22 protein-coding genes and 1 riboswitch are annotated in these 24,176 nt (G+C 75.1%); of the genes, 12 read left to right on the plus strand and 10 right to left on the minus strand.

Annotated features, from left to right (window positions below; translation table 11 throughout):
- The first annotated feature begins 195 nt into the window (after window positions 1-195).
- The 3 genes from ACFWWQ_RS22055 (at window position 196) to ACFWWQ_RS22065 (ending at window position 5,171) form a co-directional block, all read left to right on the plus strand.
- Window positions 196-1,218 carry an AAA family ATPase gene (locus tag ACFWWQ_RS22055; protein WP_384598669.1) on the plus strand — a complete coding sequence of 341 codons (1,023 nt, stop codon included), beginning with the start codon at window positions 196-198 and terminating at the stop codon, window positions 1,216-1,218.
- On the plus strand, window positions 1,218-2,630 hold the full coding sequence (locus ACFWWQ_RS22060; protein ID WP_384598671.1) for a DUF58 domain-containing protein: 1,413 nt from the start codon (window positions 1,218-1,220) through the stop codon (window positions 2,628-2,630). Before ACFWWQ_RS22055 ends, ACFWWQ_RS22060 begins: the two co-directional genes overlap by 1 nt.
- 129 nt (window positions 2,631-2,759) lie before the next feature.
- A complete protein-coding gene (locus ACFWWQ_RS22065; RefSeq protein WP_384598673.1) occupies window positions 2,760-5,171 on the plus strand; it encodes a transglutaminaseTgpA domain-containing protein in 2,412 nt (803 codons plus the stop codon).
- Between the two features lie 372 nt (window positions 5,172-5,543).
- Here the strand turns inward: ACFWWQ_RS22065 and ACFWWQ_RS22070 are convergent, their stop codons facing one another.
- The 3 genes from ACFWWQ_RS22070 to ACFWWQ_RS22080 all read right to left on the minus strand — a co-directional run bounded on the left by ACFWWQ_RS22070 (window position 5,544) and on the right by ACFWWQ_RS22080 (window position 7,949).
- Window positions 5,544-5,963 (minus strand): DUF3040 domain-containing protein, encoded by a 420-nt coding sequence (locus tag ACFWWQ_RS22070; protein ID WP_384598675.1) that lies wholly within the window; start codon window positions 5,961-5,963, stop codon window positions 5,544-5,546.
- Between the two features lie 441 nt (window positions 5,964-6,404).
- Window positions 6,405-7,160, minus strand: coding sequence for a class I SAM-dependent methyltransferase (locus ACFWWQ_RS22075; RefSeq protein ID WP_384598677.1), 756 nt, complete (start codon window positions 7,158-7,160; stop codon window positions 6,405-6,407).
- Between the two features lie 303 nt (window positions 7,161-7,463).
- Window positions 7,464-7,949 carry an SAV_6107 family HEPN domain-containing protein gene (locus ACFWWQ_RS22080; protein WP_384598679.1) on the minus strand — a complete coding sequence of 162 codons (486 nt, stop codon included), beginning with the start codon at window positions 7,947-7,949 and terminating at the stop codon, window positions 7,464-7,466.
- Between the two features lie 354 nt (window positions 7,950-8,303).
- Here ACFWWQ_RS22080 and ACFWWQ_RS22085 point away from each other — a divergent pair, with 354 nt between their 5' ends.
- From ACFWWQ_RS22085 to ACFWWQ_RS22095, 3 genes are all read left to right on the plus strand, one after another.
- Complete coding sequence (locus ACFWWQ_RS22085) at window positions 8,304-8,918, plus strand: TetR/AcrR family transcriptional regulator (protein WP_384598681.1); 615 nt, start codon at window positions 8,304-8,306, stop codon at window positions 8,916-8,918.
- A 414-nt stretch (window positions 8,919-9,332) separates the two neighbouring features.
- Entirely contained in the window at window positions 9,333-9,953 is a 621-nt protein-coding gene (locus ACFWWQ_RS22090; protein ID WP_384598683.1) for a DUF4126 domain-containing protein, read from the plus strand.
- 58 nt (window positions 9,954-10,011) lie between these two features.
- The gene (locus tag ACFWWQ_RS22095) at window positions 10,012-11,514 is read left to right on the plus strand and encodes a phytoene desaturase family protein (protein ID WP_384598685.1); all 1,503 of its coding nucleotides are present in this window, start codon (window positions 10,012-10,014) and stop codon (window positions 11,512-11,514) included.
- 268 nt (window positions 11,515-11,782) lie between these two features.
- Here the strand turns inward: ACFWWQ_RS22095 and ACFWWQ_RS22100 are convergent, their stop codons facing one another.
- The 5 genes from ACFWWQ_RS22100 to ACFWWQ_RS22120 all read right to left on the minus strand — a co-directional run bounded on the left by ACFWWQ_RS22100 (window position 11,783) and on the right by ACFWWQ_RS22120 (window position 16,467).
- Entirely contained in the window at window positions 11,783-12,823 is a 1,041-nt protein-coding gene (locus tag ACFWWQ_RS22100) for a hypothetical protein (protein ID WP_384598687.1), read from the minus strand.
- A gap of 35 nt (window positions 12,824-12,858) precedes the next feature.
- Complete coding sequence (metF, locus tag ACFWWQ_RS22105; protein ID WP_384598689.1) at window positions 12,859-13,776, minus strand: methylenetetrahydrofolate reductase [NAD(P)H]; 918 nt, start codon at window positions 13,774-13,776, stop codon at window positions 12,859-12,861.
- Between the two features lie 168 nt (window positions 13,777-13,944).
- On the minus strand, window positions 13,945-14,610 hold the full coding sequence (gene thiE / locus ACFWWQ_RS22110; protein WP_384598691.1) for a thiamine phosphate synthase: 666 nt from the start codon (window positions 14,608-14,610) through the stop codon (window positions 13,945-13,947).
- Window positions 14,611-14,727: 117 nt separating this feature from the next.
- Window positions 14,728-15,093 (minus strand): Rv2175c family DNA-binding protein, encoded by a 366-nt coding sequence (locus ACFWWQ_RS22115; protein ID WP_384598693.1) that lies wholly within the window; start codon window positions 15,091-15,093, stop codon window positions 14,728-14,730.
- A 132-nt stretch (window positions 15,094-15,225) separates the two neighbouring features.
- Window positions 15,226-16,467: an NAD(P)/FAD-dependent oxidoreductase gene (locus tag ACFWWQ_RS22120; RefSeq protein WP_384598695.1), complete on the minus strand. Its 1,242-nt coding sequence runs from the start codon at window positions 16,465-16,467 to the stop codon at window positions 15,226-15,228.
- Window positions 16,468-16,664: 197 nt separating this feature from the next.
- Window positions 16,665-16,776, plus strand: a riboswitch (TPP riboswitch).
- Between ACFWWQ_RS22120 and thiO the strand changes: the two genes are divergently transcribed.
- From thiO to ACFWWQ_RS22145, 5 genes are all read left to right on the plus strand, one after another.
- Window positions 16,774-18,006, plus strand: coding sequence for a glycine oxidase ThiO (thiO, locus tag ACFWWQ_RS22125; protein WP_384598697.1), 1,233 nt, complete (start codon window positions 16,774-16,776; stop codon window positions 18,004-18,006). It overlaps the preceding riboswitch by 3 nt.
- Window positions 18,003-18,248: a sulfur carrier protein ThiS gene (gene thiS, locus ACFWWQ_RS22130; protein WP_384598699.1), complete on the plus strand. Its 246-nt coding sequence runs from the start codon at window positions 18,003-18,005 to the stop codon at window positions 18,246-18,248. The genes thiO and thiS overlap by 4 nt, the downstream gene beginning before the upstream one ends.
- Window positions 18,249-18,251: 3 nt before the next feature.
- On the plus strand, window positions 18,252-19,046 hold the full coding sequence (locus ACFWWQ_RS22135; protein ID WP_384598701.1) for a thiazole synthase: 795 nt from the start codon (window positions 18,252-18,254) through the stop codon (window positions 19,044-19,046).
- A 127-nt stretch (window positions 19,047-19,173) separates the two neighbouring features.
- On the plus strand, window positions 19,174-21,141 hold the full coding sequence (pknB, locus tag ACFWWQ_RS22140) for a Stk1 family PASTA domain-containing Ser/Thr kinase (protein WP_384598703.1): 1,968 nt from the start codon (window positions 19,174-19,176) through the stop codon (window positions 21,139-21,141).
- Between the two features lie 158 nt (window positions 21,142-21,299).
- The gene (locus ACFWWQ_RS22145; RefSeq protein WP_384598705.1) at window positions 21,300-22,208 is read left to right on the plus strand and encodes a deoxyribonuclease IV; all 909 of its coding nucleotides are present in this window, start codon (window positions 21,300-21,302) and stop codon (window positions 22,206-22,208) included.
- A 114-nt stretch (window positions 22,209-22,322) separates the two neighbouring features.
- On the opposite strand, the gene ACFWWQ_RS22150 is transcribed toward ACFWWQ_RS22145, so the two are convergent.
- Entirely contained in the window at window positions 22,323-22,946 is a 624-nt protein-coding gene (locus tag ACFWWQ_RS22150) for a sulfite oxidase-like oxidoreductase (protein ID WP_384598707.1), read from the minus strand.
- 153 nt (window positions 22,947-23,099) lie between these two features.
- Between ACFWWQ_RS22150 and bfr the strand changes: the two genes are divergently transcribed.
- Entirely contained in the window at window positions 23,100-23,579 is a 480-nt protein-coding gene (bfr, locus tag ACFWWQ_RS22155) for a bacterioferritin (protein ID WP_143942652.1), read from the plus strand.
- Between the two features lie 22 nt (window positions 23,580-23,601).
- On the opposite strand, the gene ACFWWQ_RS22160 is transcribed toward bfr, so the two are convergent.
- A complete protein-coding gene (locus tag ACFWWQ_RS22160; protein WP_384598783.1) occupies window positions 23,602-23,955 on the minus strand; it encodes a bacterioferritin-associated ferredoxin in 354 nt (117 codons plus the stop codon).
- Between the last annotated feature and the right edge of the window lie 221 nt (window positions 23,956-24,176).

The following is a 24,176-nucleotide window of genomic DNA, read 5'->3' on the forward strand; positions in this document are numbered from 1 at the left end:
CCAGACCGCGGGACGCGCTCGCTTGCTCGTGGGTGGGGGGGGGGGGGGCGGGGGGTGGTGGGGGGGGGGCGCCGGGGGGGGGGGCCCCCCCCCCCCCCCACGTCCGGGGGCGGACGGGGCCGTACGGAAGGCGCCGGTCCGGTGATGAGGAATCCTCTGTTCAGCGCGGGCACGGGGAAGGGCCGAGGAGGGCCGGTGACGACGTATGACGAGCGAGCGAGCCTCGTTGATGTGACCACCACTGCCGAACGGGTGCAGCGGTCGGTCGAGGGGGTCATCGAGGGCAAGCCGGAGGTCGTACGGCTGGCGTTGACGGTGCTGCTCGCCGAGGGGCATCTGCTCCTTGAGGACGTACCGGGCGTCGGCAAGACGATGCTGGCCAAGGCGCTGGCGCGGTCCCTGGACTGTTCGGTGCGGCGGATCCAGTTCACCCCGGATCTGCTGCCCTCCGACATCACCGGTGTCGGCGTCTTCGACCAGCAGAGCAAGGAGTTCGAGTTCAAGCCCGGCGCGATCTTCGCCCAGTTCGTGATCGGCGACGAGATCAACCGCGCCTCCCCCAAGACCCAGTCGGCGTTGCTGGAGTCCATGGAGGAGCGGCAGGTCACGATGGACGGCCGGACGTACGAGCTGCCCAGCCCGTTCATGGTCGTCGCCACTCAGAACCCGGTCGAGATGGAGGGCACGTATCCGCTGCCGGAGGCGCAGCGGGACCGTTTCATGGCCCGGGTGTCCGTCGGCTATCCGAGCCCGGCTGCCGAGCTGCGGATGCTCGACGTGCACGGCGCGGCATCGCCCCTGGAGAGGCTGCGGCCGGTGGCGCGCGCCCAGGACATGGTCCGGCTGACCGAGGCGGTGCGGGGCGTCCATGTGGCGGAGGCGGTGCGCCGGTACACCGTGGAGCTGGTGGCGGCCACCCGCGCCCATCCGGATCTGCGGCTGGGCGCCTCACCGCGGGCGACGCTGCATCTGGTGCGCGCGGCGAAAGCGTCCGCGGCGCTCGCCGGGCGGGAGTACGTACTCCCGGACGATGTGCAGGCGCTGGCCGTCCCGGTCCTCGCACACCGGCTGCTGCCGACCTCTCAGGCCCAGCTGAACCGCCGCGGCGCGGAGCAGATCGTGCTGGAGATCCTGCACCGTGTCCCGGTGCCGGACCCGGCGCGGCAGGCCCGGGCGGACGCCCCGGACCGCCGCCCGCCCGGCCTCCGGGAGCGGTGATGTCCGGCGGGAGCGGGGTCGCCGGGCGGAGCGGGCTGCGGGCGGCCTTCGCCGGGCTGACGACGCGCGGCCGGTCGTTCCTCGCCGCGGGGGCCGCGGCGACCTTCTGCGCGTATCTGCTGGGCCAGGCGGATCTGCTGCGGGTGGGGCTGCTGCTGGCGGCGCTGCCGCTGGTCTGCGTCCTGGTGCTGCACCGCACGCGCTACCGCGTCGCCGCGAGCCGTACGCTCGCGCCCGCCCGGGTGCCGGTGGGCGCCGAGGCCCGGGTGCGGCTGTCGGTGGAGAACCTCTCCCGGCTGCCGACGGGTGTGCTGATGCTCCAGGACCGGGTCCCGTATGTGCTCGGGCCGCGGCCGCGGTTCGTGCTGGACCGCGTCGAGGCGGGTGGGCGCCGGGAGGTGTCGTACCGCGTCCGGTCGGACCTGCGGGGGTGTTTCCCGCTGGGACCGCTGGAGCTGCGGTTGGCGGACCCGTTCGGCATGTGTGAGCTGACCTGCGCTTTCGGCGCGTCGGACACGCTGACGGCGGTGCCCCGCACGGAGCCGCTGCCGCCGGTGCGGATGGCCGGGGAGACGGCCGGGTTCGGCGAGGGGCGGCGGCGTCCGGCGGCGCTGACGGGCGAGGACGACGTCATTCCGCGCGGCTACCGCCACGGCGACGATCTGCGCCGGGTCCACTGGCGGTCCACGGCGCGCCACGGCGAGCTGATGGTGCGCCGGGAGGAGCAGCGGCAGCGGACGCGGTGCACGGTTCTGCTCGACACCCGGGAGGCGGCCCATCGCGGCACCGGTCCGGAGTCGGCGTTCGAATGGGCGGTGGCGGCCGCCGCGTCCGCCGCGACGCATCTGCTGGAGCGCGGTTTCCCGGTACGGCTGCTGACGGACACGGGCACCGCGGTCCCCGGCCTGGAGGGCGCCACCGCCGCGCCGGGCGGTACGGACGCCGGTGCGACGGCCGGGCTGCTGCTGGACGTCCTGGCCGTGGTGGAGCCGTCCGGGGAGCCGGGGCTCTCGGCGGCGTACGAGGCGCTGCGCGGCGGCGAGGGCCTGCTGATCGCGTTCTTCGGCGAGCTGGACGAGGAGGCGGCCGAGGCTGCGGCGCGGATGCGGCGGCGCAGTACGGCCGCGGTCGCCTTCGTCCCGGCCGGCGACGCTTGGGCGCGGAACTCCTGGGAGACACGGTCCGGAGCCCGCCCGGCGGCGCTCGACGACCGGCTGCGGATGCTCCGCGAGGCGGGCTGGACGGCCCTGCCGGTGGCGCCCGGCGCCTCGCTTGCCGCGCTGTGGCGGGCGGCCGACGGGGCGGGCGGCATACCCTCCGATGGTCTCTGGGCGGGCGCGGCGTCCGCGCCGTACGCCCCAGGGGACACCGACGGCGCGGCAGCGGGGCGGGGAGCGGGACATGAGGCGTGACGTGAGCGGGCGGCAGGACGGCGGAGGGGCGCGCGGACGGCGCGTCGCGGCGGACGGGCGGGCGCCGGGCGGCGGCCCGGGCCCGGGGTCCGCCGTGAACGGCCGGGCCGTGCGGGCGGGAGGGTGCGGATGAGCGGGCGGGGGCCTGCGCTGTGGGCGGCGGTGGCGACGTTCTGCGCGTCCTGTGCGCTGGTGCCGTTGGTCGATCCGGCCGGCTGGATGGTGCAGGCGGCGCTGCTGGTGGCACTGGTGGCGGCCGCGGGCGCCGGTGTGCGGCGGCTGCCGTGGCCCCGGCCGCTGGTCATCGTGGTCCAGGCCGTGGTGGCGCTGCTGGCGGTGACCGCGCTGTACGCCGGTGGGCAGGCGCTTCTCGGGGTGCTGCCGGGCCCGGACGCCGCCGCGGAGCTGGTCCGCCTCGGGCAGTCCGGGGTCACCGATGTGAGCCGGTATGCCAGCCCGGCGCCGCTCACGCCGGGCATCCGGCTGCTGCTGGTCGGCGGGGTGACGCTGGTCGGCCTGATCGTGGACGCTCTGGCGGTCACGTACCGCAGCGCCGCGCCCGCCGGGCTGCCGCTGCTGGCGCTCTACTCGGTGGCGGCGGGGCTGGCGCCGGGCGGCACGGGCTGGCTGTGGTTCCTGATCGCCGCCGCGGGCTATCTGCTGCTCCTGCTGGCCGAGGGCCGCGACCGGCTGTCGCGGTGGGGCCGGGTGTTCGGCAGGGCGGCGGGCCGGGGTTCCCGGCGGTTGCCGGGGTCCGGAAAGGCCGCGGACGCGCCCGCGCCCGCTCCGGCACCGGTGCGGTACGGGCGGCGGATCGGCGTGCTGGCGCTCGGCGTCGCCGTCGCCGTCCCGGCGGCGCTGCCGTCGCTGGGCACCGGGCTGCTCGGTACGGGTGGCCGGGACGCGGGGTCCGGCGGCACCATCTCGGCGGTCAACCCGCTGGTCTCCCTCCAGAACAGCCTGAACCAGCCCGAGGACAAGGAAGTCCTCAACTACCGCACCACGGCGAGCGACACCCGCGATCTGTATCTGCGGATCGTCGCGCTCGACCAGTTCGACGGCACGGCCTGGAAGCCGTCCGAGCGGACGGTGACCGATGTGCCCGAGCAGCTGCCGCGGCCCGTGGGGCTGTCCCCGGACGTCGCCACCACCCGGATCAACACCTCGATCTCGACCGCCGAGTGGTACGGCCAGAACTGGCTGCCGATGCCGTTCCCGGCGTCCCGCGTCGGCATCGCCGGGCGGTGGCGCTTCGAGGAGCAGGGCCGCACCCTGGTGGGCGACCGAGGCCAGAACACCCGCGGCCTCCAGTACCAGGTGGAGAGCCTGCGGGTGCGGCCGACGGCCCGGCAGCTCGCCGAGGCCCCGCCGCCGCCCGCCGCGCTGCGCCGCGAGTACACCGAGGTGCCCGCCGAGCTGCCGCCCGTGGTCGCGGCGACGGCCCGGCAGGTGACCCGCGGCGCGGCCACCCCGTATGCGAAGGCCGTCAAGCTCCAGGACTGGTTCGCGACCGACGGCGGCTTCCGTTACGACACCGAGGTGCAGGCGGGCAGCGGGGTGCAGGCCATCGTGCGGTTCCTCCAGCAGAAGGAGGGCTTCTGCGTCCACTTCTCGTTCTCGATGGCCGCGATGGCCCGCACCCTGGGCATCCCGGCGCGGGTCGCCGTCGGTTTCACACCGGGCACCAAGCAGCCCGACGGTACGACGTCGGTCGGGCTGCGGGACGCCCACGCCTGGCCTGAGCTGTACTTCCAGGGGGTGGGCTGGACGCGTTTCGAGCCCACGCCGAGCCGCGGCAACGTCCCGGAGTACGCGCTGCCGGACACCTCGCAGGACACCTCGCCGGGCTCCCCCGCGCAGGAGCCGACCCTGCCCACGACGCCGTCCGACGGCCCGAGTCCGGACTCGGCCTGCGGCCCCGGCCGCCAGCCGGACGCCACGGGCTGCACGGCGGCAGCACCCACGGCCCCGGACCCGGGCTCCTCGGGCGGCGGCCCCTCCGTCCTCGCCACCGTCGGCCTCACGCTGGGCGGTCTGCTGCTGTTCGCGGTGGCCGCGCTCCCGGCGCTCTGGCGGTCCCGGGTCCGGACCCGACGGCTCTCCGCCGACGGCCCGGCGGGCACCCTCAGCGCCTGGCAGGAACTGCTCGACACCGCCTGGGACCTGGGCATCGCACCGGACGAGGCGCTCACCCCACGCCGCACGGCCGACCGTCTCGTCGACGCCGCCGCACTCCCACCGCAGGCCGCCGAGGCCGCGCACCGGGTGGCCGGGGCGGTCGAGGAGTCCCTGTACGCGGCACGGCCCCGGCCCGCACCACGGGCGGCCGAGGACGTACGGCTGGTCTGCGCGGCGCTGCGCGCGCAGGCATCCCGCGTGGCGCGGTGGCGTGCGGCCCTGCTGCCGCGCTCGGCGGACCGGCCGGCCCGGGAGTACGCGGCCCGGTGGACGGCGTTCCGGCGGCGCCAGGCGTCCGGCCGGGCGGCGGTGGCTGTCCGCCGCGTCGCCGAGGTGCTGCAGACCGGTGGGCGACGGGGGTGACCTGGGGGGATCGCTGAGGGCCGGGTTGCGGGCCCGGCGCACAGCGGCAGGGGCTCGGGTGGGGAGCGGTCCGGTGGGGTCCGACGCCGGTCCGCCTGACGGCTGGGCTCTGCCGCCCGGGCGCGGCTGCCCTCACGGACGGAGGCTCTGGCCGGGGCCCGGTGCGCGGTGCCCGCGCGGGGCCGGGCTCGGGCCTTTGGGTGTGGCTGCCCGCACCCCGGCACGACCACCCGCACGGCGAGGCTCCGGCCCGGCCCGGGGCGCGGATCCGCCGCGGCCCCGAGCGCAACGCGGCGGATCGGGGCATGACGCATGGACGGGGCCGCCCGGAGTGCGGGCGGCCCCGTCCAGGGCTGAGTGGAACGTTTGGGCTCAGTGGCCCTGTTCGTCGCGGCGGCGCTGCCAGCGGTCCTCGATGCGGTTCATCATCGAGCGGCGGCCACCGGACGGGCGTCGTGCGGGCGCTCCGCCCGCCCTGCCGCGCTTCCCCGGGGCTGCGCCGGGCCGCTGCTCGCCGGGCTTGAGGGCCTTGCGCCAGCCGGTCACGGCGAGGACGGCGCAGCCGAGCATCACCAGGAAGCCGACGATGCTGATCCAGATCTGCTGGGCGACCATGCCGGCCATGAGCAGGCCGATACCGACCAGGAAGCCGACGACCGCTTGGTAGACCCGTCGCCGGGTGTACGTGCGCAGCCCGCTTCCCTCAAGCGCTGTCGCGAACTTGGGATCTTCGGCGTACAGCGCTCGCTCCATTTGCTCGAGCATGCGCTGCTCGTGCTCCGAGAGCGGCACGGAGTCCTCCTACTCGTCGGTCGCGGGGGCGACCGGGGGCGACCCTTTCAGGATAGGCAGGGATCCGCCCCCGTGAAACCCGCCCCTCAGCGCCAGTCCACTGTCCTGGCCCCCAGGGCGGCCGGTGGTGATGCTGCCTGCATTCCCCACCCGCCCATCCGTCATGCCGGAACGTCGTCCCTCGATCATACGGGGAGAAGGGGCTGATCGGGTGGGCTGTGGGGGGGCCCCCCCCCCCCCGGCGCCCCCCCCGGGGGGGGGGGGCCCCCCCCCCCCCACCCCCCCCGGGGGGGAGCCCGAGGGCAACCGCGGGGGTGGGCGCGGGCTACCCCCCCCCCCCCACGCGTCCCGCGCTCGGCGCGCCCCGCTCTCTCGGGGGGAGCTGGGGTTTTGGGGGGGGGTTGGGCCCCCCCCCCCCGGGGGGGCGCCCACCGGTGGCGATCAGTCGCGCTCGGCCAGAACGTGCAGCTGGGTGGCGACCGAGTGGAACGCGGGCTGTTCGGCGGCGGCCGCCTCCAGCTTCAGCAGCGCCTCCATCGCGCCGGGCTCGGTGTCGACGAGCACCCCCGGGACGAGGTCGGCGAAGACCCGTACGCCGTGCACCGCGCCGACCTGGAGCCCGGCGCCGGTGACCAGGCCGGAGAGCTGGTCGGCGGTGAACCGGCGGGGCACCGGGTCGCCTTCGCCCCAGCGGCCGGCCGGGTCGGTGAGGGCATGGTGGGCCTCGGTGAAGTGCCCGGCAAGGGCGCGGGCCAGCACGGCGCCGCCGAGACCGGCCGCGAGGAGGCTCAGGGTGCCGGAGTCGCGCAGCGCGGCGACGACGTTGCGGACGCCCTCGGCCGGGTCGTCGACGTACTCCAGGACGCCGTGGCACAGGACGGCGTCGAAGCCGCCGCGCTCGACGACGTCGAAAAGGCCGTGGGCGTCGCCCTGGACGGCCCGCACCCGGTCGGCGACGCCCCCCTCGGCGGCGCGGCGCTCCAGGGCGAACAGGGCGTTGGGGCTCGGGTCGACGACGGTGACGCGGTGGCCGAGGCGGGCGACGGGCACGGCGAAGTTGCCGGTGCCGCCGCCGGTGTCGAGGACGTCGAGGACATCGCGCCCGGCCGCCCCGGCCCGGCGCTCCAGGGCGTCCTTGAGAACCTCCCAGACCACGGCGGTACGAAGGGATGCGCGCGGGCGCAGCGGGTCAGACACGGCGGGTGGCTCCTCGGAGGGGCAGAACAACTAGGCGCCCTCCACCCTATTGCGTCGTGCACCGTCCGCGGTCTGCGGCGCCACCTGCGGCTTCCGTCGCGACCGGGTGGGGCGGGACGGAGCCCGGGAGGACGGCCGGACGCCAGCGGGAGGCCCCGGCCTCGCGCCCCGCCCCCGACCCGCACCTGAGGCGCCGGGCGGCGGGCGACGGACGGCGGGCGGCCGGAGCGGGCCCGGCCCACCGGCACCGGCTGGAGCCCCGGCGGCGTCACCGCCCCCGCGCCCCGTACCTCCCCTCCCAGCTCACCCCACCCGCTGAGGCGGCAGTGACGGCTGGAGGACCAGCATCTGCTCGACCAGGCGGAGGAAGTGGGCGGCGGCGCGGACGAGGTCGTCGGCGTCCCGGCTGCCGGCCGCGCCGGGTATACCGGCCTCGGCCCGGGCCCGGCGGTCGGCCCCGGCGGCGAAGAGGGCGCTCCACTCGGTCAGTTCCGGGGCGATCTCCGGCAGCACCTCCCAGGCGCTGCGGATGCGGCGGCGCCGACGCGGGGTGGACTCGGGCCTGCCCCGGACGGCCAGCACCGCTGCGGCGGTGCGCAACGCGGCGAGGTGGGCCGTCGCGAAGCGTTCGTTCGGGGAGTGCAGGGTTTCGGCTTCGGTGAGGCCCTGCCGGGCCTGAGCGAGCAGGGTGAGGGCGGCGGGTGGCGCTGCCGAACGCCGCAGAACGGGGTGGACATCGCTCGGGGGACCGTACCCAGCGGAGCTGCCCATTGCGGGACGAGCTGCCATGACGAACCTCCAGTCGTCGCAGACCGGTTCGGAACCGTTGCCCCCATCCTGCGGCACACCACTGACAATCGTCCCTGACCTGGTCTTTCACGGAGAGGTACGGCGGAAGAGGCGCGATTCGCCCGGCCGCCGCCCCCGGCGCCGCCCGGCAAGGGCCCGTGCGGCCGGGCATTCCGGGACATCGGCCTCGCGGCGGAACCCGGTTCGCCGGTCGCTGTCCAGGGGCCCGCTGCCGCCGCTCCACGGAGCGCTGGCGCCGACGGCGCACGGGCGGCAGGTGGTGCACAGGAAGGACCTGCCCCCGGAGCTGCGCCTGTGAGCGGGCAGGGGCCTCGGACCGGCACAATCACCTGTATGGACAGCTCCCACTCACGCCGCGACGCCACCCGGCGCAAGCTCTTCGACGCCGCGGTCACCCTCATCGCCGAACAGGGCTTCTCCTCCACCACGGTGGACGAGATCGCCGAGCGGGCGGGGGTCGCGAAGGGCACGGTCTACTACAACTTCGCGAGCAAGAACGTTCTCTTCGAGGAACTGCTGCGGCACGGCATCGAACTGCTGGCGGCCTCCCTCCAGGAGGCGGCCGAGAAGGTGACCGGCCGCGGCGGCACCCGCATCGACGCGCTGGACGCGATGATCCGCGCCGGTCTGGACTTCATCTCCCGCTACCCGGCGCTCACCCAGCTCTACGTGGCCGAACTGTGGCGCACCAACAGAGCCTGGCAGTCCACCTTGATGGTGGTGCGCGAGCGGGCCGTGGCCGTGGTGGAGGACGTACTGCGGGAGGCCGTCACCGAGGGCGAGCTGAGCGAGGAGATCGATGTGCCGCTGACCGCGTCGGCGCTGTTCGGCATGGTGCTGGTGGCGGCGCTGGACTGGCAGTCGTACCAGCCGGACCGCTCCCTCGACGAGGTGCACGCGGCGCTGTCGCGGCTGCTCCAGGGACGGGTGAGCGGCCACCGGAGCTGAGCGACGGGCCCGAACGGGCCGCTGTCCGGGGGACGTTGCCCGGGGTGCCTCCCCTGGGGCGTGGCCCCGGGAACCGTCCCGCCCCGGGGCGCCGCGGTTCGCCGCCGTTCCCCGGGTCCGGACGCGGAAGCGCGCTGCCCTGGCGCGGATCGTTCCCCCACCGATCCGACCAGGGCAGCGCTTCCCCCGTATCCCCCGTGCTTCCCCCGTATCCCCCGTGCTTCCCCCGTACGTCCGGGATGCCGCGCCGTTCCGCCGCCCCGTGCCGGCGGTGCGGCGCCGCGTCCCTTCGGTGCACCCCACTCTGTCGTTCCGGCAGGGTGCGGCCCATCCGCGTACCTACTCATCTCACCGTCTGAGTACGCGTACTCACGCGTGAGCACCCCGTCCCCACGCTGTTCTACGATCTCCGGCATGTCCGTACTCCCGTTGGTGTTCACCAGTGGCTGGGCGAGCGGGATCAACGCCTACGCCGTCGTGTTGCTCCTCGGCCTGCTCGGCGCCGCCGGCGTCACCGACGAGGTACCGGACGCGCTGCAGCGCCCCGATGTGCTGATCGTCGCCGCGGTGCTCTTCCTCTTCGAGGCCGTCGCCGACAAGCTCCCGTACGTGGACTCCGTCTGGGACGCCGTGCACACCGTCGTGCGGCCCGTCGCGGGCGGCGTCGTGGCCGCGCTGCTGGCCGGGCACGACGGGTCGCTGCCGCAGCTGGCGGCGGGCGCGGTCGGCGGCTCCACGGCGCTGCTGAGCCATCTCGTCAAGGCGGGGGCACGGGTCGCGGTCAACACCTCGCCGGAACCGGCGAGCAACTTCGTGGTGAGCGTCGTCGAGGACCTCGGGGTCGCCGGGCTGATCGCGTTCGCAGTGTTCCACCCTGTCGCGGCCGCCGTCATCGCCGGGACGCTGCTGCTCGCCGGTCTGGCGCTGGTGATCCTGCTCTGGTCGCGGATCCGCCGCTCTCTGCGACGGCGGCGCGAGCGCCGCGAGGAGAAGCGGCTGCGAGCCGCCGCGGAAGCGGATCCCGTCCCCCGCTGAGGCCGCCCGCCGGGCCGTGGTGCGGGCGTTGTCGGTGGGGGCGGATACAGTCGCGGACATGGCACGGATTGCGGTGATCGGGGCGGGCGCGGGCGCGATGGCGGCCGCCGCGCGGCTGGCCGTCGCGGGCCACCGGGTGGTGGTGTGCGAGCGGGAGACGACGTACGGCGGGGCGCTGGGGCGCTTCGAGCGGGAGGGGTTCGGGTTCGACACCGGGCCCGCGCTGCTGCACCTCCCGGCGGTCTACCGCGACCTCTTCGTCAAGACCGGCCGGGAGCCGCTGGAGAGCGTGCTGACGCTCACCCAGGTCGATCCCGCGAGCCGCCATGTCTTCCCGGACGGCACGGCGGTGTCGTTGCCGAACGCCTCGCGCGGCGGCGTCCTCACGGTGCTGGACGGCGCGCTGGGCGCGGGCGCCGGGGACCGCTGGAGCGACTTCCTGGGCCGCGCCCGCGATGCCTGGGACGCCACCCGCAGACCGCTGCTGGAGGAGCCGCTGTGGGCGGAGTGGCAGGTGCTGGGGCGCGATCCGTATCCGGCGGTGCGCCGCCGTGGCCTGTTCGGCCGCGGCAAGGGCCCGACGACCGCGACGCTCGCGGAGACCGCCCGCCGGGAGCTGTCCGACCCGCGGCTGATCGCCCTGCTGGAGAGCCATGCCCTGGCGTACGGCTTCGATCCGCGCGCCGTCCCGGCGAGCGCGGCGGTGCTGCCGTACATGGAGCAGACCTTCGGCACCTGGTATCCGGCCGGTGGCATGCGGGCGTTGGCGGACGCGCTGCACGCGCGGTGCGTGGCGCGCGGCGTGGAGTTCCGCTTCGGGGCGCCGGTCGAGCGGATCGTGGTGGCGGACGGCCGGGCGGCGGGTGTCGTCACGGCCGACGGCGAGGTGACGGAGGCGGAGCAGGTGATCGCCGGGGTCACCCCGGAGGCGCTGGCGGGGCTGGTGCCCGGCGGTGCGCCGTGGGAGGCGCCGGACGCCCCGGCCGGTCCGCCGCCGGGTCCGGTGCCCGCCCGGATGACGGTGGCTCTGGCGCTGCGCGGCGCCCGGCCGGACGGTGCCGCGCACCGCACGGTGGTGCACACCGACGACCGCGCGGCGGAGCTGGCCGCGGTGTTCGGCGGGGGCGGCGCCCCCGCCGCGCGGCCCACGGTGACGGTGCTGCGGCCCGACGATCCGGCCACCCGGCCCGATGACGCCCATGAGGCGGTGACGCTGACGGCGACGGTGGCGGCTCCCGGCCCCGGCGGGCTTGCCGCGGCCGATGCCGAGGCGCTGGCCGGGCGGATGACGGAGCGCGCCGAGGCCGTGGTGCCGGGGCTGCGGGAGCGGCTGCTGTGGCGCGAGGTGCTGCCGCCCACGGCGGAGGCGCTGCTGCCCGGCCCCGCGCTGGCGGGTGGCGGCGGCCGGTTCCTGCGGCCCGCCAACCGCACCCGGATACCCGGGCTCCACGCCGTCGGCGGCTGGTCCCATCCGGGGGGCGGTCCGGCGCACGCCGGGATGTCCGGAGCGATCGTCGCCGGGCTGATCGTCAACGGCGAGGACTGGCGCGGCTCGACCTGAGACGGGCCCGTAAGAGCCGTTCCCGGGGCGCGCCTTCGCGGGGACGCCCGGGGAGACGGCCGGCTCGCCGACCGCCCCGAGGCGGCCCTGGCCCCCGCGCTCGGCGCCGTCGCGGGTGGCTCAGCGAGGATCGGCCCACCTTCGTACCAGCGCCGACGGCCCACGGCGCCTGCTTTCCGGATGACCGGCGATCACCGCATGCGGCAGGCCCCGGGCCATGCGGTCCGGGGCCTGTAACACCCTTGCTCCAGGCGGGGCTGACGCGCCGTCAGTAGCGGTGCTGCTGCTCCTCGTGGCCGTGATGCTGCGTCGGCGGATACGGCGGCTCGCCGGACGAGGGGACGCCGTCGCGCTGTTGCGGCACCCAGACCCCGCCGGGCGGGGTGTCGCCGTAGTCCTGGAGCGAGGTGCCGTACCCCGCCGCTCCGTAGGGCTGCTGGGCGTACGGGTCCGCCGGCGCGTAGGGGTCGTGCGGCGGGTACCCCTGGGTGCCGGGATAGGGCCCGGCCGCGCCCGGGTCGGTGCCGTACGGGGCGTAGGAGCCGTAGGGATCGGCGTACGCGTCCTGGGCGCCGGGGGCGTAACCGCCGCCGTGGCCATAGGGGCCGGGGTCCGTCGGCTGGTGACCGAAGGCCGCGGCGTAGGCGTCGGAGCCGTGCGGTGCGATGCGGGCGTCGGGGCTGTAGATGCCGTACTGCCCGGTCTCGTCGGGGAGCGGCTGCGGGGCGTAGACGGCGTCCTGGGCGTAGCCGTCCTGGCCGCCGAATACCGGGGCGGTGCCGTGGCCGTCCGGACCGCCGGGGGCCCAGCCGCCGTCCCGGTCCGGCAGCGGGGCGCCGTAGCCGTCGTGAGGCGCGTAGCCGTCGTGAGGCGCGTAGCCGTCCGGGGTGCCGTGGGGCGGGGCGGTGTCGTACGCGCCGGGGGCGTCGGTGCCGTCCGTGGGCTGCGGGCCGTCCGGGGTGCCGGCGGGCCCGGTCGTCTCCTCGACGTCGGAGACGTGCAGGGCGGGCCGGCGGCCGCCGGACTTCGCCCGGCGGCGCCGGTTCTCCCGCGGGGCGCCGCGCAGCGACCAGCCGGTGGTGAAGCCGCGGCGGAAGGACAGCGTCACGTAGGTCTGTCCGGTGGCGAACGCGACGGCACCGAGCGCGATGACGATCACCGAGGGGAGGAGGACCCCCGTCACCACACCGAGGAACCCGGTGAAGGCCAACAACCGCCACCGGAGCCGGGCCTTGTTCTGGAAGAGGACCTCACCCAGAAGCCACAGCGCGACGCAACCGAATGCGATGTACAGGACCGCCCAGCCCATGTACGCCCCTCTTCCGCCGCGCTGCGGCACCGTGATCAGGGCTGCTGGTGCAGCCCCAGATTCTCGTAGATTTCCAGGGTCGCCGTGGAGTGGTTCAGGGTGATGAAGTGCAACCCGGGCACGTCCTCGGCCCTCAAGCGCGCGCACAGTTCCGTCGCGTACTCGATGCCAATGGAGCGTACAGCGGACGGGTCGTCCTTGACGGCCAGGATGCGGTCCGCGAGCTCAGGTGGGAACGCGGCGTTGCTCAGCTGCGCGAAACGTTCGATCTGCCGGATGTTCGTGACGGGCATGATCTCGGGGATGATCGGCGTCGTGCACCCGGCGGCGGCGACCCGGTCGCGCAGCCGGAGGTAGTCCTCGGCGTAGAAGAACATCTGGGTGATGGCGAAGTCGGCGCCCGCGCGGCACTTGTCGACGAAGTGCGCGACGTCGGCGTCCCAGTCCGTGGAGCGCGGGTGCATCTCGGGGAAGGCGGCGACGCCGACGCAGAAGTCGCCGGACTCCTTGATCAGGCGGACGAGTTCGGCGGCGTAGGTGATGCCCTGCGGATGGCGGACCCAGTCCCCCATCGGCTCGCCGGGTGGGTCGCCGCGGAGCGCGAGCATGTTGCGGATGCCCGCGTCGGCGTACTGGCCGATGATGTTGCGCAGTTCGGCCACGGAGTGGTTGACGGCGGTGAGGTGGGCGACCGGGGTGAGAGTGGTGTCGGTGGCGATCCGCTCGGTGGCGCGGACGGTGCCGTCACGGGAGGTGCCGCCGGCGCCGTAGGTCACGGAGACGAAGGTCGGCGCGACGGCTTCGATGCGGCGGATGGCGTTCCACAGCGTCCGCTCGCCCTTCTCGGTCTTCGGGGCGGCGAACTCGAACGAGTACGACTGTTTGCCGGAAGCGAGCAGCTCACGGACGGTATGTGCGCGATCAGTCCTGGTGGAAGCGGTACCTAGGGCCATACGGGAAGGTTATCCACCCGTGGGTCGGGCACCAACCGACTCCGGTGGAATGCCTGAATAGGCCCGGTTCCCGTCCACGGAGTGGACAGCGGGCCGGGCCCGGACGGCGGGAGCGCGATCGGCGGGTGGCGGGCCCGGTCGCCCGTGCGCGGCCGGTGTCCGGTCGGCTCAGGTATCCCGCTCGCGCACGCGCTTGGCGAGCGAGGCGGCCGCGGCGGCGGGGTCGTCCGCCTCGGTGAGGGCGCGGACGACGACGATCCGGCGGGCACCGGCGTCGAGCACCGCGTCGAGGTTGCCGGAGTCGATGCCGCCGATGGCGAACCAGGGGCGTTCGGGGGCCCGCGCGGCGGTGTACCGGACGAGGCCGAGGCCCGGGGCGTGGCGGCCCGGTTTGGTGGGAGTGGGCCAGCACGGTCCGGTGCAGAAGTAGTCCACGCCCGGCTCGGCGAGGGCGGCGTCGACCTCGGCCTCGGCGTGCGTGGAGCGGCCTATGAGGACGTCCGGGCCGAGGAGGGCCCGGGCGGCGGGCACCGGGAGGTCGCCCTGGCCGAGGTGGAGCACCGCGGCTCCGGCGGCGTGCGCGACGTCGGCGCGGTCGTTGACGGCGAGGAGCGTGCCGTGGCGGCGGCAGGCGTCCGCGACGGTCTCCAGATGGCGCAGCTCCTCGGCCGCCTCCATGCCCTTGTCGCGCAACTGGACGATGTCCACCCCGGAGGAGAGCACCGCGTCCAGGAACTGCGGCAGGTCGCCCTGGCGGGTGCGGGCGTCGGTGCAGAGGTAGAGCCGGGCGTCGGCGAGGGCCGCGGTGCGGGCGGCGTGGATCCGGATCGTCATCGGGTGCTCCCCCAAGGCGGTGGCGTACGGCCGGACGGTCCGGCGCGTACGCCACCTCGGTAGCGGTTACGGATGCGGAGGGATACGGGCGGGCCGGGGCGCGGCCCGCCCGGGACGTCACATGGCGAGCGCCTGCGCCCGGCGCTTCACCTCCGTGCCGCGGTTCTCCCGCAGGGCCTGCGCGGGGGTGCCGGGCAGGCTGTCGTCCGCGGTGAAGAGCCACTCCAGCATCTCGTCGTCGGCGAAGCCGTCGTCGCGCAGGAGCGTCAGGGTGCCGACGAGGCCCTTGACGACCTTGCCGTCCTGGATGAAATCGGCCGGCACGTGCAGTGCCCTGTTCTCGCCGCGGCGCACCGCGATCAGCTGGCCCTCCTTGACCAGCTGCCGGACGCGCGTCACCTCGACGCCGATCTCTTCGGCGATGTCGGGGAGGGTGAGCCAGGCGGGGACGAGTCCATCGATGTTTGCGTCAATCTCGGTCACAGGACAAGCGTGCCACCTCGCACTGACAGTCGGTAGCCGGGCATCGCCACGAGAGGGCCGCGCGGGGCGCCGGAGCCCCGGCACGCGGTTCCCGGGAGGGTCGCCGGGCCCGTCCCCGTGCACCCGCCCGGCTCAGCGCACCGCGGACTTGAGCGGGACGGACGCGTCGGCCGCCCGCACCCGGTCCAGGACGGCGCCCCGCTCGATGAGGCGGCGGCCCTGGGCCAGGTCGCGGGGCCTGCCGACCGCCAGCAGCGCCACCAGGACGCCGTCGCGCAGCCAGATGACCGACCAGGCGGCGCCGTCCGGGTCACCGCGCCAGACCAGCTCGTCGGCGCCGCCGTGGTCGCCCGCGTACTGCACGAAGCGGCCGAACTGCTCCGACCAGAAGTAGGGCACCGGGTCGTAGACGGTGCCCTCCACGGGGTCGCCGGTGATGTTCTGCGCGACGGTACGGGGGCCCTGGAGGGCGTTGTCCCAGTGGTGGATCAGGAGTCGGCGGCCGTAGCGGGCGGAGGGGAAGGAGGCGCAGTCGCCGACGGCGTGGACGTCCGGGGCGGAGGTGCGCAGCCGGTCGTCGGCGAGGACCGAGCCGTCCTCGGGCGACAGCGCGATACCGGAGCCCGCCAGCCAGCCGGTGGCGGGGCGGGCGCCGATGCCGACGAGGACGGCGTCGGCGGGCAGCGCGGTGCCGTCGTCCAGCACGACGCCGCGCTCCGCGACGGAGGCGACGCGCGCCCCGGTGCGCAGCTCGGCACCGGCCGCGGCGTACCAGGGCGTCATATGGGCGGCCACCTCGGCGGGCAGCGCCCCGGCCAGCGGGCGGTCGGCGGCCTCGACGACGGTGACGGTGCAGCCCGCCTCCCGGGCGGCGGTGGCGAACTCGGCGCCGATCCAGCCCGCCCCCACGACGACGATGTCGCTGCGCCCGGCCAGGACGGGCCGCAGCCGCTGTGCGTCGTCCAGGGTGCGCAGCAGGTGCACACCGGGGTGCCCCTCGGTGCCCGGCAGCCGGAGGGGTGCCGCCCCGGTGGCGAGGACGGCGTGGTCGTAGCGGACGGGGCCGCGCACGGTGTCCAGCAGGTGCTCCCCGGGGCGGATGCCGGTCACCGGATGGCTCAGTTCCAGATCGATGCCGAGGGAGCGGAAGTCGACGTCGAAGGCGGCGCCGTCGGCCTTGCCCAGCAGGACCGCTTTGGACAGCGGCGGCCGGTCGTAGGGCGGGTGCGGTTCGTCGCCGAAGAGGGTGATCGCGCCGCGCCAGCCGTTCTCGCGCAGCGCGACGGCGGTCTGCACGCCCGCCATACCCGCACCGGCGATCACCACGCGGGGTGTGTGGTCAGGGGCCTGGGAGGACTTCCTCTGCTCGCTCACCCGGTCACTCTAGGACGGCGCGCGAGGCCGTCCGCAGCACCGCGCAAGGAGATCTCTGACACAGCGTCACAGCCGGTCGCCGCGGCCCGGCCGTTCCGGGGGCGCTCCCTTACGGGCCTTCAGGGGCGGGTACTGGTGCCCCGGCAGGCGACGTTTGCCGGGCGAACGCCGCCTGCCGGGGTACTAGGGTGAGGCGGACACGCACTCGCGGGAGCCCGGTGTACCGGGCTGAGAGGGAGGCTGACCGGCCTCCGACCGTACGAACCTGATCCGGGTCATGCCGGCGAAGGGAGGGGCTGGACGCCCATGCCTCCATCTGCCACACCACCGAGCCCGACGGATCCGTCGCCGCACCCCGATGTGCTGGTGATCGGCGGCGGCCTCATGGGGCTGGTCACCGCCTGGCGGGCCGCGCGGCGCGGGCTGCGCACCGCGCTGGCCGATCCGGAGCCGGGCGGCGGCGCGGGACGGGTCGCGGCCGGGATGCTCGCCGCCGTCACCGAACTGCACTACGGCGAGGAGACGCTGCTCGGCCTCAACCTCGCGTCGGCCCGCCGCTACCCGCGCTTCGTGGCGGAGCTGGAGGAGGCGAGCGGCCTGGAGGTGGGCTACCGCGCCTGCGGCACGCTGGCCGTGGCGCTGGACGCCGACGACCGTGCCCACCTGCGCGAACTCCACGCCCTCCAGGTGCGGTGCGGGCTGGAATCGGCATGGCTGTCGGGGCGTGAATGCCGACGGCTGGAGCCGATGCTCGCGCCCGGCGTGCGCGGGGGCCTGCGGGTCGACGGCGACCACCAGACCGATCCGCGCCGGCTCACCGCGGCGCTGCTGGTGGCCTGCGAGCGGGCCGGGGTGGTCTTCCACCGCGCCCGCGCCGCCCGGCTGACGGTCACCGCGGGGCGCGCCACCGGCGCCGAGCTGGCCGACGGCACCCGGGTGTCGGCGGGCAGCACCGTCCTGGCCGCGGGCAGCCTCAGCGGACGGCTGGCGGGCGTGCCGGACGAGGTGCGCCCGCCGGTGCGCCCGGTGAAGGGCCAGGTGCTGCGCCTGCGGCTGCCGCGCATGCCCCAGGGGAGCCCGGCGTTCCTGTCCCGCACCGTACGGGCCGTGGTGCGCGGGGGGCCGCTCTATCTGGTGCCGCGGGAGAACGGCGAGCTGGTCGTCGGCGCCACCACGGAGGAGCTGGGCTGGGACACCACCGTCACCGCGGGCGGTGTCTACGAGCTGCTGCGGGACGCGCACGAGCTGGTGCCGGGCCTGACGGAGCTGCCGCTGGTGGAGACCTGCGCGGGGCTGCGGCCCGCCTCGCCGGACAACGCGCCGCTGCTCGGCCCGACGGCGTTGCCCGGTCTGCTGCTGGCCACCGGGCACTTCCGCAACGGCGTGCTGCTGACGCCGATCACCGGTGACGCGCTGGCCGAGGCGCTCACCACGGGGCGGCTGCCCGAGGAGGCCCGCCCCTTCTCCCCCGACCGTTTCGCCCCGGGCGCCGGTGTGCCGGCCGCCCCGGGACGCGTCCTCCAGGAGCAGCAGGCATGACCACGCCCACCCCACCCGTCTCGTCCGCCGCCCCGGTCACGGTCACGGTCACGGTCAACGGCGCCGCCCGGGAGATCCCCGGCGGTCTGCCCCTGGACCGCTTGGTGGCGACGGTGTCCGCCGCCCCGTCCGGGGTCGCGGCGGCGGTCAACGAAACCGTCGTCCCGCGGTCCCAGTGGCCGGCTACCCCGCTCGGCGCCGGTGACCGCGTCGAGGTGCTGACCGCGGTCCAGGGGGGCTGACCGGTGGCCGACGATCTCCTCACCCTGGGCGGTACGGACTTCACCTCCCGCCTGATCATGGGCACCGGGGGCGCACCCAGCCTGGACGTCCTGGAGCGGGCGCTGCTGGCTTCGGGTACGGAGCTGACGACGGTCGCCATGCGGCGGCTGGACCCGACCGTCCAGGGCTCGGTCCTCTCCGTCCTCGACCGGCACGGCATCCGGGTGCTGCCGAACACCGCGGGCTGCTTCACGGCGGGCGAGGCGGTGCTCACCGCCCGGCTCGCCCGGGAGGCGCTGGGCACCGACTGGGTCAAGCTGGAGGTGGTCGCCGACGAGCGGACGCTGCTGCCCGACCCGGTGGAGCTGCTGGACGCGGCGGAGACCCTGGTGGACGACGGTTTCACCGTGCTGCCCTACACCAGCGACGATCCGGTGCTGGCCCGGAAGCTGGAGGACGTCGGCTGCGCCGCGATCATGCCGCTGGGCTCGCCGATCGGCTCCGGTCTCGGCATCCGCAACCCGCACAACTTCCAGCTGATCACCGAGCGCGCCGGGGTCCCGGTGATCCTCGACGCGGGCGCCGGGACCGCCTCGGACGCGGCGCTCGCGATGGAGCTGGGGTGCGCCGCGGTGATGCTGGCGTCGGCGGTGACCCGCGCCCAGGAGCCGGAGCTGATGGCGCGGTCCATGCGGTACGCGGTCGGCGCGGGGCGGCTGGCGTTCCGCGCCGGGCGCATCCCGCGCCGCCATTTCGCGCTGGCGTCGTCGCCGCAGGACGGGCGCGCGGAGCTGGATCCGGAGCGCCCGGCGTTCTGATCCCCGGGGGCGGCGGGGCCGCGTCCCGTCACCCCGCGTCCGTTTCCGGTCACCGTTCGGCTTCGGTGCGCCCGTGCGGGCCACGGGCGGGCGACGGTGTCGGTGGGTCCTCGTAGACTCGTCTGCCGTGGATACGACCCTTCAGGACCCCCTGGTCGGGCAGTTGCTCGACGGCCGGTACCGCGTCGAGGCGCGCATCGCCGCCGGTGGCATGGCGACGGTCTACCGCGCCTTGGACACCCGGCTCGACCGCGTGCTCGCCCTGAAGGTGATGCATCCGTCGCTGGCCGTGGACGGCGCGTTCGTGGACCGCTTCATCCGCGAGGCGAAGTCGGTCGCCAAGCTGTCGCACCCCAATGTGGTGGGCGTCTTCGACCAGGGCACGGACGGGACGTACGTCTATCTGGCGATGGAGTACGTCGCCGGGTGCACGCTGCGCGATGTGCTGCGGGAGCGGGGCGCGCTCCAGCCGCGGGCCGCGCTGGACGTGCTGGAGCCGATCCTCGCCGCGCTGGGCGCCGCCCACCGGGCGGGGCTGGTGCACCGCGACATGAAGCCGGAGAACGTCCTGATCGGCGACGACGGCCGGGTCAAGGTCGCCGACTTCGGGCTGGTGCGGACGGTCGGCGCGCACACCGACACCACCGGCGCGGTCCTGGGCACCGTCTCGTATCTCGCGCCCGAGCAGATCGAGGACGGCACCGCCGACGCCCGCGTCGACGTCTACGCCTGCGGTGTGGTGCTCTACGAGATGCTCACCGGCGCCAAACCGCACACCGGCGGCACGGCGGCCCAGGTGCTCTACCGCCATCTGCACGAGGACGTCGCGCCGCCGTCGGAGGCGGTGCCGGGCCTCGCCGGGCAGCTGGACGCGCTGGTCGCGCGGGCCACCGCCCGCGATCCGCGGGGCCGCCCCGAGGACGCGGTGGCGCTGCTGTCGGCGGCGCGCGAGGCGCGGGACGGGCTGACCGAGGCGCAGCTGGACGCGGTCCCGCCGCAGGCCAGGGAGGTCGCGGCGGGCGACGGCACGGAGCGTACGAGCGTGCTGCCGCAGGCCGTGGTGCAGCCGCCGCTGCCCGGTCTCGCGGGTATCGAGCCGGCGCCCGGGGAGGAGGGGCTGAACCGCACCAGCCGCCTGGAGGTCCCGGCGTCCGAGCCGACCACCCGGTTGCGCCCGGCAGCGGCCGCGCGGCGCGGGCCGTTCGCCGGTCCGCGGCGCCGTCTGGTGGCGATCGTCGCCGCGGTGCTGCTGGTCCTCGGGGGCGGCGCGGGCGTCTGGTACGTCACCACCGGGCAGTTCACGTCCGTCCCGGCGGTGCTGGACATGGCGCAGGCGAAGGCCGAGCGGACGCTGCGGGACGAGGGACTGCGCGTGAAGGTGGTGCGCGACTTCAGCCCCACTGTGCGGCGCGGTCATGTCATGTCCACCGCCCCGGGCACCGGCGACCGTATACGCGGCACCGGGACGGTCACGCTCACCGTCTCGCGCGGCCCGGAGATCGTCACCGTCCCGGATCTGTCGGGCACTCCGGTGGCCGACGCCCGGCGCGCGCTGCGCGACCGTGGGCTGGTGCCCGGGGCGACGCGCCGCGAGTTCAGCGACGAGGTCGCCAAGGGGTCGGTGATCCGGACGGACCCGGCGGCGGGCAGCGAGCGGCATCCCGACACGGCGGTGGCGCTGACGGTGAGCCGGGGCGCGGCGCTGGATGTCCCGGATGTGACGGGTGACGACCGCGACGACGCGGCCGAGACGCTGCGGGACGAAGGCTTCGTGGTGAAGTTCGCCGACCAGGCGGTCCACTCCCCGGAGGACAAGGGCACCGTCGCCCTCCAGTCCCCGGCCGGTGGCCAGCTCGGCAAGGGCGAGACGGTCACCCTGACGCTGTCGCTGGGCCCGGAGATGGTCACCGTGCCGAAGGTGACGGGCTGGAACGTCGACGACGCGAAGAAGCGGCTGGGCGACCTCGGGTTCTCCGTGGAGGTCAAGAAGCCCTTCCTGTTCCCGCAGGACACCGTCGAGTCCCAGTCGGTCGACCCGGGCGAGCAGGCACCCAAGGGCAGCACGATCACGATCAAGCTCAAGGGAGCGCTGTAGGGGGCGTTCCCGGACGCCCTCGCGGTGCTCGGCGCCACCGGCCCCGGCCAGTCCCGACCGTCCCCGACCGGCCCCGGCCGGCCCGCCGCCGTACGGGCGTCCCCGGGCCGGAGCCGGGCCCCGGCCGGGTTGTCGGTGGGGCCTGGCACCCTGGTGGGGTGAGCAGTCATCCCTCCCCCGCAGACGCCGCCGCGCGCGGCCGGCTCCGTAATCCGGTCGGCGGCCATGTGCCGGTCGCCGGCGGCCTGGCCAAGACCGGTCTTCCCTATGCCCGCACGATGGGCGGTGAGGTGGTCCAGGTCTTCGTCGCCAACCCGCGCGGCTGGGCGACACCGGCGGGGAACCCCGCGCAGGACGAGGCGTTCCGGGCCGGTTGCGCGCAGGCGGGCATACCGGCGTACGTCCACGCGCCCTACCTGATCAACTTCGGTTCGCACACCGAGGCGACCGTCGAGAAGTCGGTGGCGTCGCTGCGGCACTCGCTGCGCCGCGGCCGGGAGATCGGGGCGCGCGGCGTGGTGGTGCACACCGGTTCGGCGACCGGCGGGCGCCCGCGCGCCGAGGCGCTGGCGCAGGCCGGGGAGTGGATGCGGCCGCTGCTGGCGGAGCTGGTGCACGACGACGACCCCTGGCTGCTGCTGGAGCCGACGGCCGGGCAGGGGGCGTCGCTGTGCGCGCTCGCCGAGGATCTCGGGCCGTACTTCGAGGTGCTGGAGCGCCATCCGAAGCTCGGGGTCTGCCTGGACACCTGCCATGCGTTCGCCGCGGGCCACGACATGGCCGCGCCGGGCGGGATGAAGGCGCTGCTGGACGCGTTGGTGGAGGTCACCGGCGAGGGCCGGCTGCGGCTGATCCACGCCAACGACTCCAAGGACGTCGTCGGCGCCCACAAGGACCGGCACGCCAACATCGGCGCCGGGCACATCGGCGCGGAGCCGTTCGCCGAGCTGTTCACGCACCCCGCGACGGACGGCGTACCTCTGGTGATCGAGACGCCCGGCGGCCCGGAGGGACATGCGGCGGACGTCGCCCGGCTGAAGGAGCTGCGGGCGACCGCGGGCGGCTGAGACGGGGGCCGGTCGCGCGGCGGCGCGCCACGGAGGCGGCGGCCGTCCGGGGCGGCGCGGACGGCCCGGGCCGCGGCACGGCCCGGCCCCGGGCCGCCCGGCCTCAAGCCCGTCTCACAGCTCCGGCCCGTCCCCTGGTTCCTCCTGGTAGGAGTAGCGCTGTTCGCGCCAGGGGTCGCCGAGGTTGTGGTAGCCGCGCTCCTCCCAGAAGCCTCGGCGGTCGGCCGTCATGTACTCGATGCCGCGGACCCATTTGGGGCCCTTCCAGGCGTAGAGGTGCGGGACGATCAGCCGGAGCGGGAAGCCGTGTTCGGCGGTGAGGAGTTCGCCGGAGCGGTGGGTGGCGAAGAGACAGTTCTCCGCCGCGAAATCCTCCAGGCGCAGGTTCGAACTGAATCCGTATTCCGCCCAGACCATCACGTGGGTGGCCTCGGGCGCGGGCGGCGCGAGTTCGAGGATCGTCGCCGTGCGGACGCCTCCCCATTCCGCGCCCAGCATGCTGAATTTCGTTACGCAGTGCATATCGGCGACGACCGTCGTATACGGCAGCGCGGCGAATTCCTCGTGCGTCCAGCAGTGTTTGTCGCCGTCCGCGGTGGCGCCGAAGGCGCGGAACTCCCAGCGTTCGGGGCGGAACTTCGGCACCGGGCCGTAGTGCGTGACGGGCCAGCCCCGCTGCAGTCGCTGCCCGGGAGGCAGCTGAGGAGGCTCCGCTTCGCGGCTTTCCGGCTGACCCATGCCTCCATGGTGTCAGACCGGAAGGGGTGCCCCTGACCCACGCCAGACGAAACGGGCAATCCACAGTAAGCGTGTACTTACTGGACGTTACGCTCCGGGCGATGCGAGGATGCGCCGCACTTGCCCGTAACCGTGCGGAAGGAGCCCGCTGCCATGCAGGGCGACCCCGAGGTCATCGAATTCCTCAACGAGCAGCTGACCGCCGAGCTGACCGCGATCAATCAGTACTTCCTGCACGCGAAGATGCAGGAGAACTTCGGCTGGCCGAAGCTCGCGAAGTACACCCGTGCCGAATCCTTCGACGAGATGAAGCACGCGGAAATTCTCACCGACCGCATCCTCTTCCTGGAGGCACTGCCGAACTATCAGCGGCTGTTCCATGTCCGTGTCGGTCAGACGGTGACGGAGATGTTCCAGGCGGACCGGCAGGTGGAGGTCGAGGCGATCGACCGTCTCAAGCGCGGGATCGAGCTGATGCGCGCCAAGAGCGACATCACCTCGGCCAACATCTTCGAGAGCATCCTCGCCGACGAGGAACACCACATCGACTATCTGGACACGCAGTTGGAGCTGGTGGAGAAGCTCGGCGAGGCGCTGTACATCGCCCAGGTCATCGAGCAGCCCAGCACCTGAGCCCGGTACGGGCGCGAGGCGGTCAGGCCGCTTCGCGGTACGCCGGGGGCACCTGCACCAGCGGGAGCAGTGCCGGAGCCGCCTCGGCCGCCGACGTGACCTCCGAGCCCACCGGCAGGGCCTCGGCCGGCACCGGCGGGGCCTCGGCGGAAACCGGCGGGACCCCGGCGCCCAGCGGCTCGGCGGCGCCCTTGTCGATCAGCTCGCGGGGCGGGCAGGCGCCACGGCCCAGCAGCGCCTGGATGCGGCGCACACAGCCGCCGCAGTCGGTGCCCGCCTTGCAGGCGGAGGCGATCTGGCGGGGCGTGCAGGCGCCGGTGTCCGCATGCTCGCGGACCTGCTGTTCGGTGATGCCGAAGCAGGAGCACACGTACACCCGGTCCACCTCCACGAAAGTCGGCCTCGTCGATCCCGTTGATCGTCAGTGAGGTAACCCTTACCTTACCTGCCGTCGAAGGTGCCACACAACGCCGGAGGGGCGCAACACTGTGGGGGGGGGGGGGGGGGCGGGCGCCCCCCCCCCCGGGGGGGGGGGGGGGCCGCGGCGGGGGTAGTCGGTGAGCAGTGGGCGGTGGGGTGCGGGGGGCGGCGGGCGGC

Source organism: Streptomyces sp. NPDC059080 (genome assembly GCF_042739975.1).
Classification (GTDB): Bacteria; Actinomycetota; Actinomycetes; order Streptomycetales; family Streptomycetaceae; genus Streptomyces; species Streptomyces benahoarensis.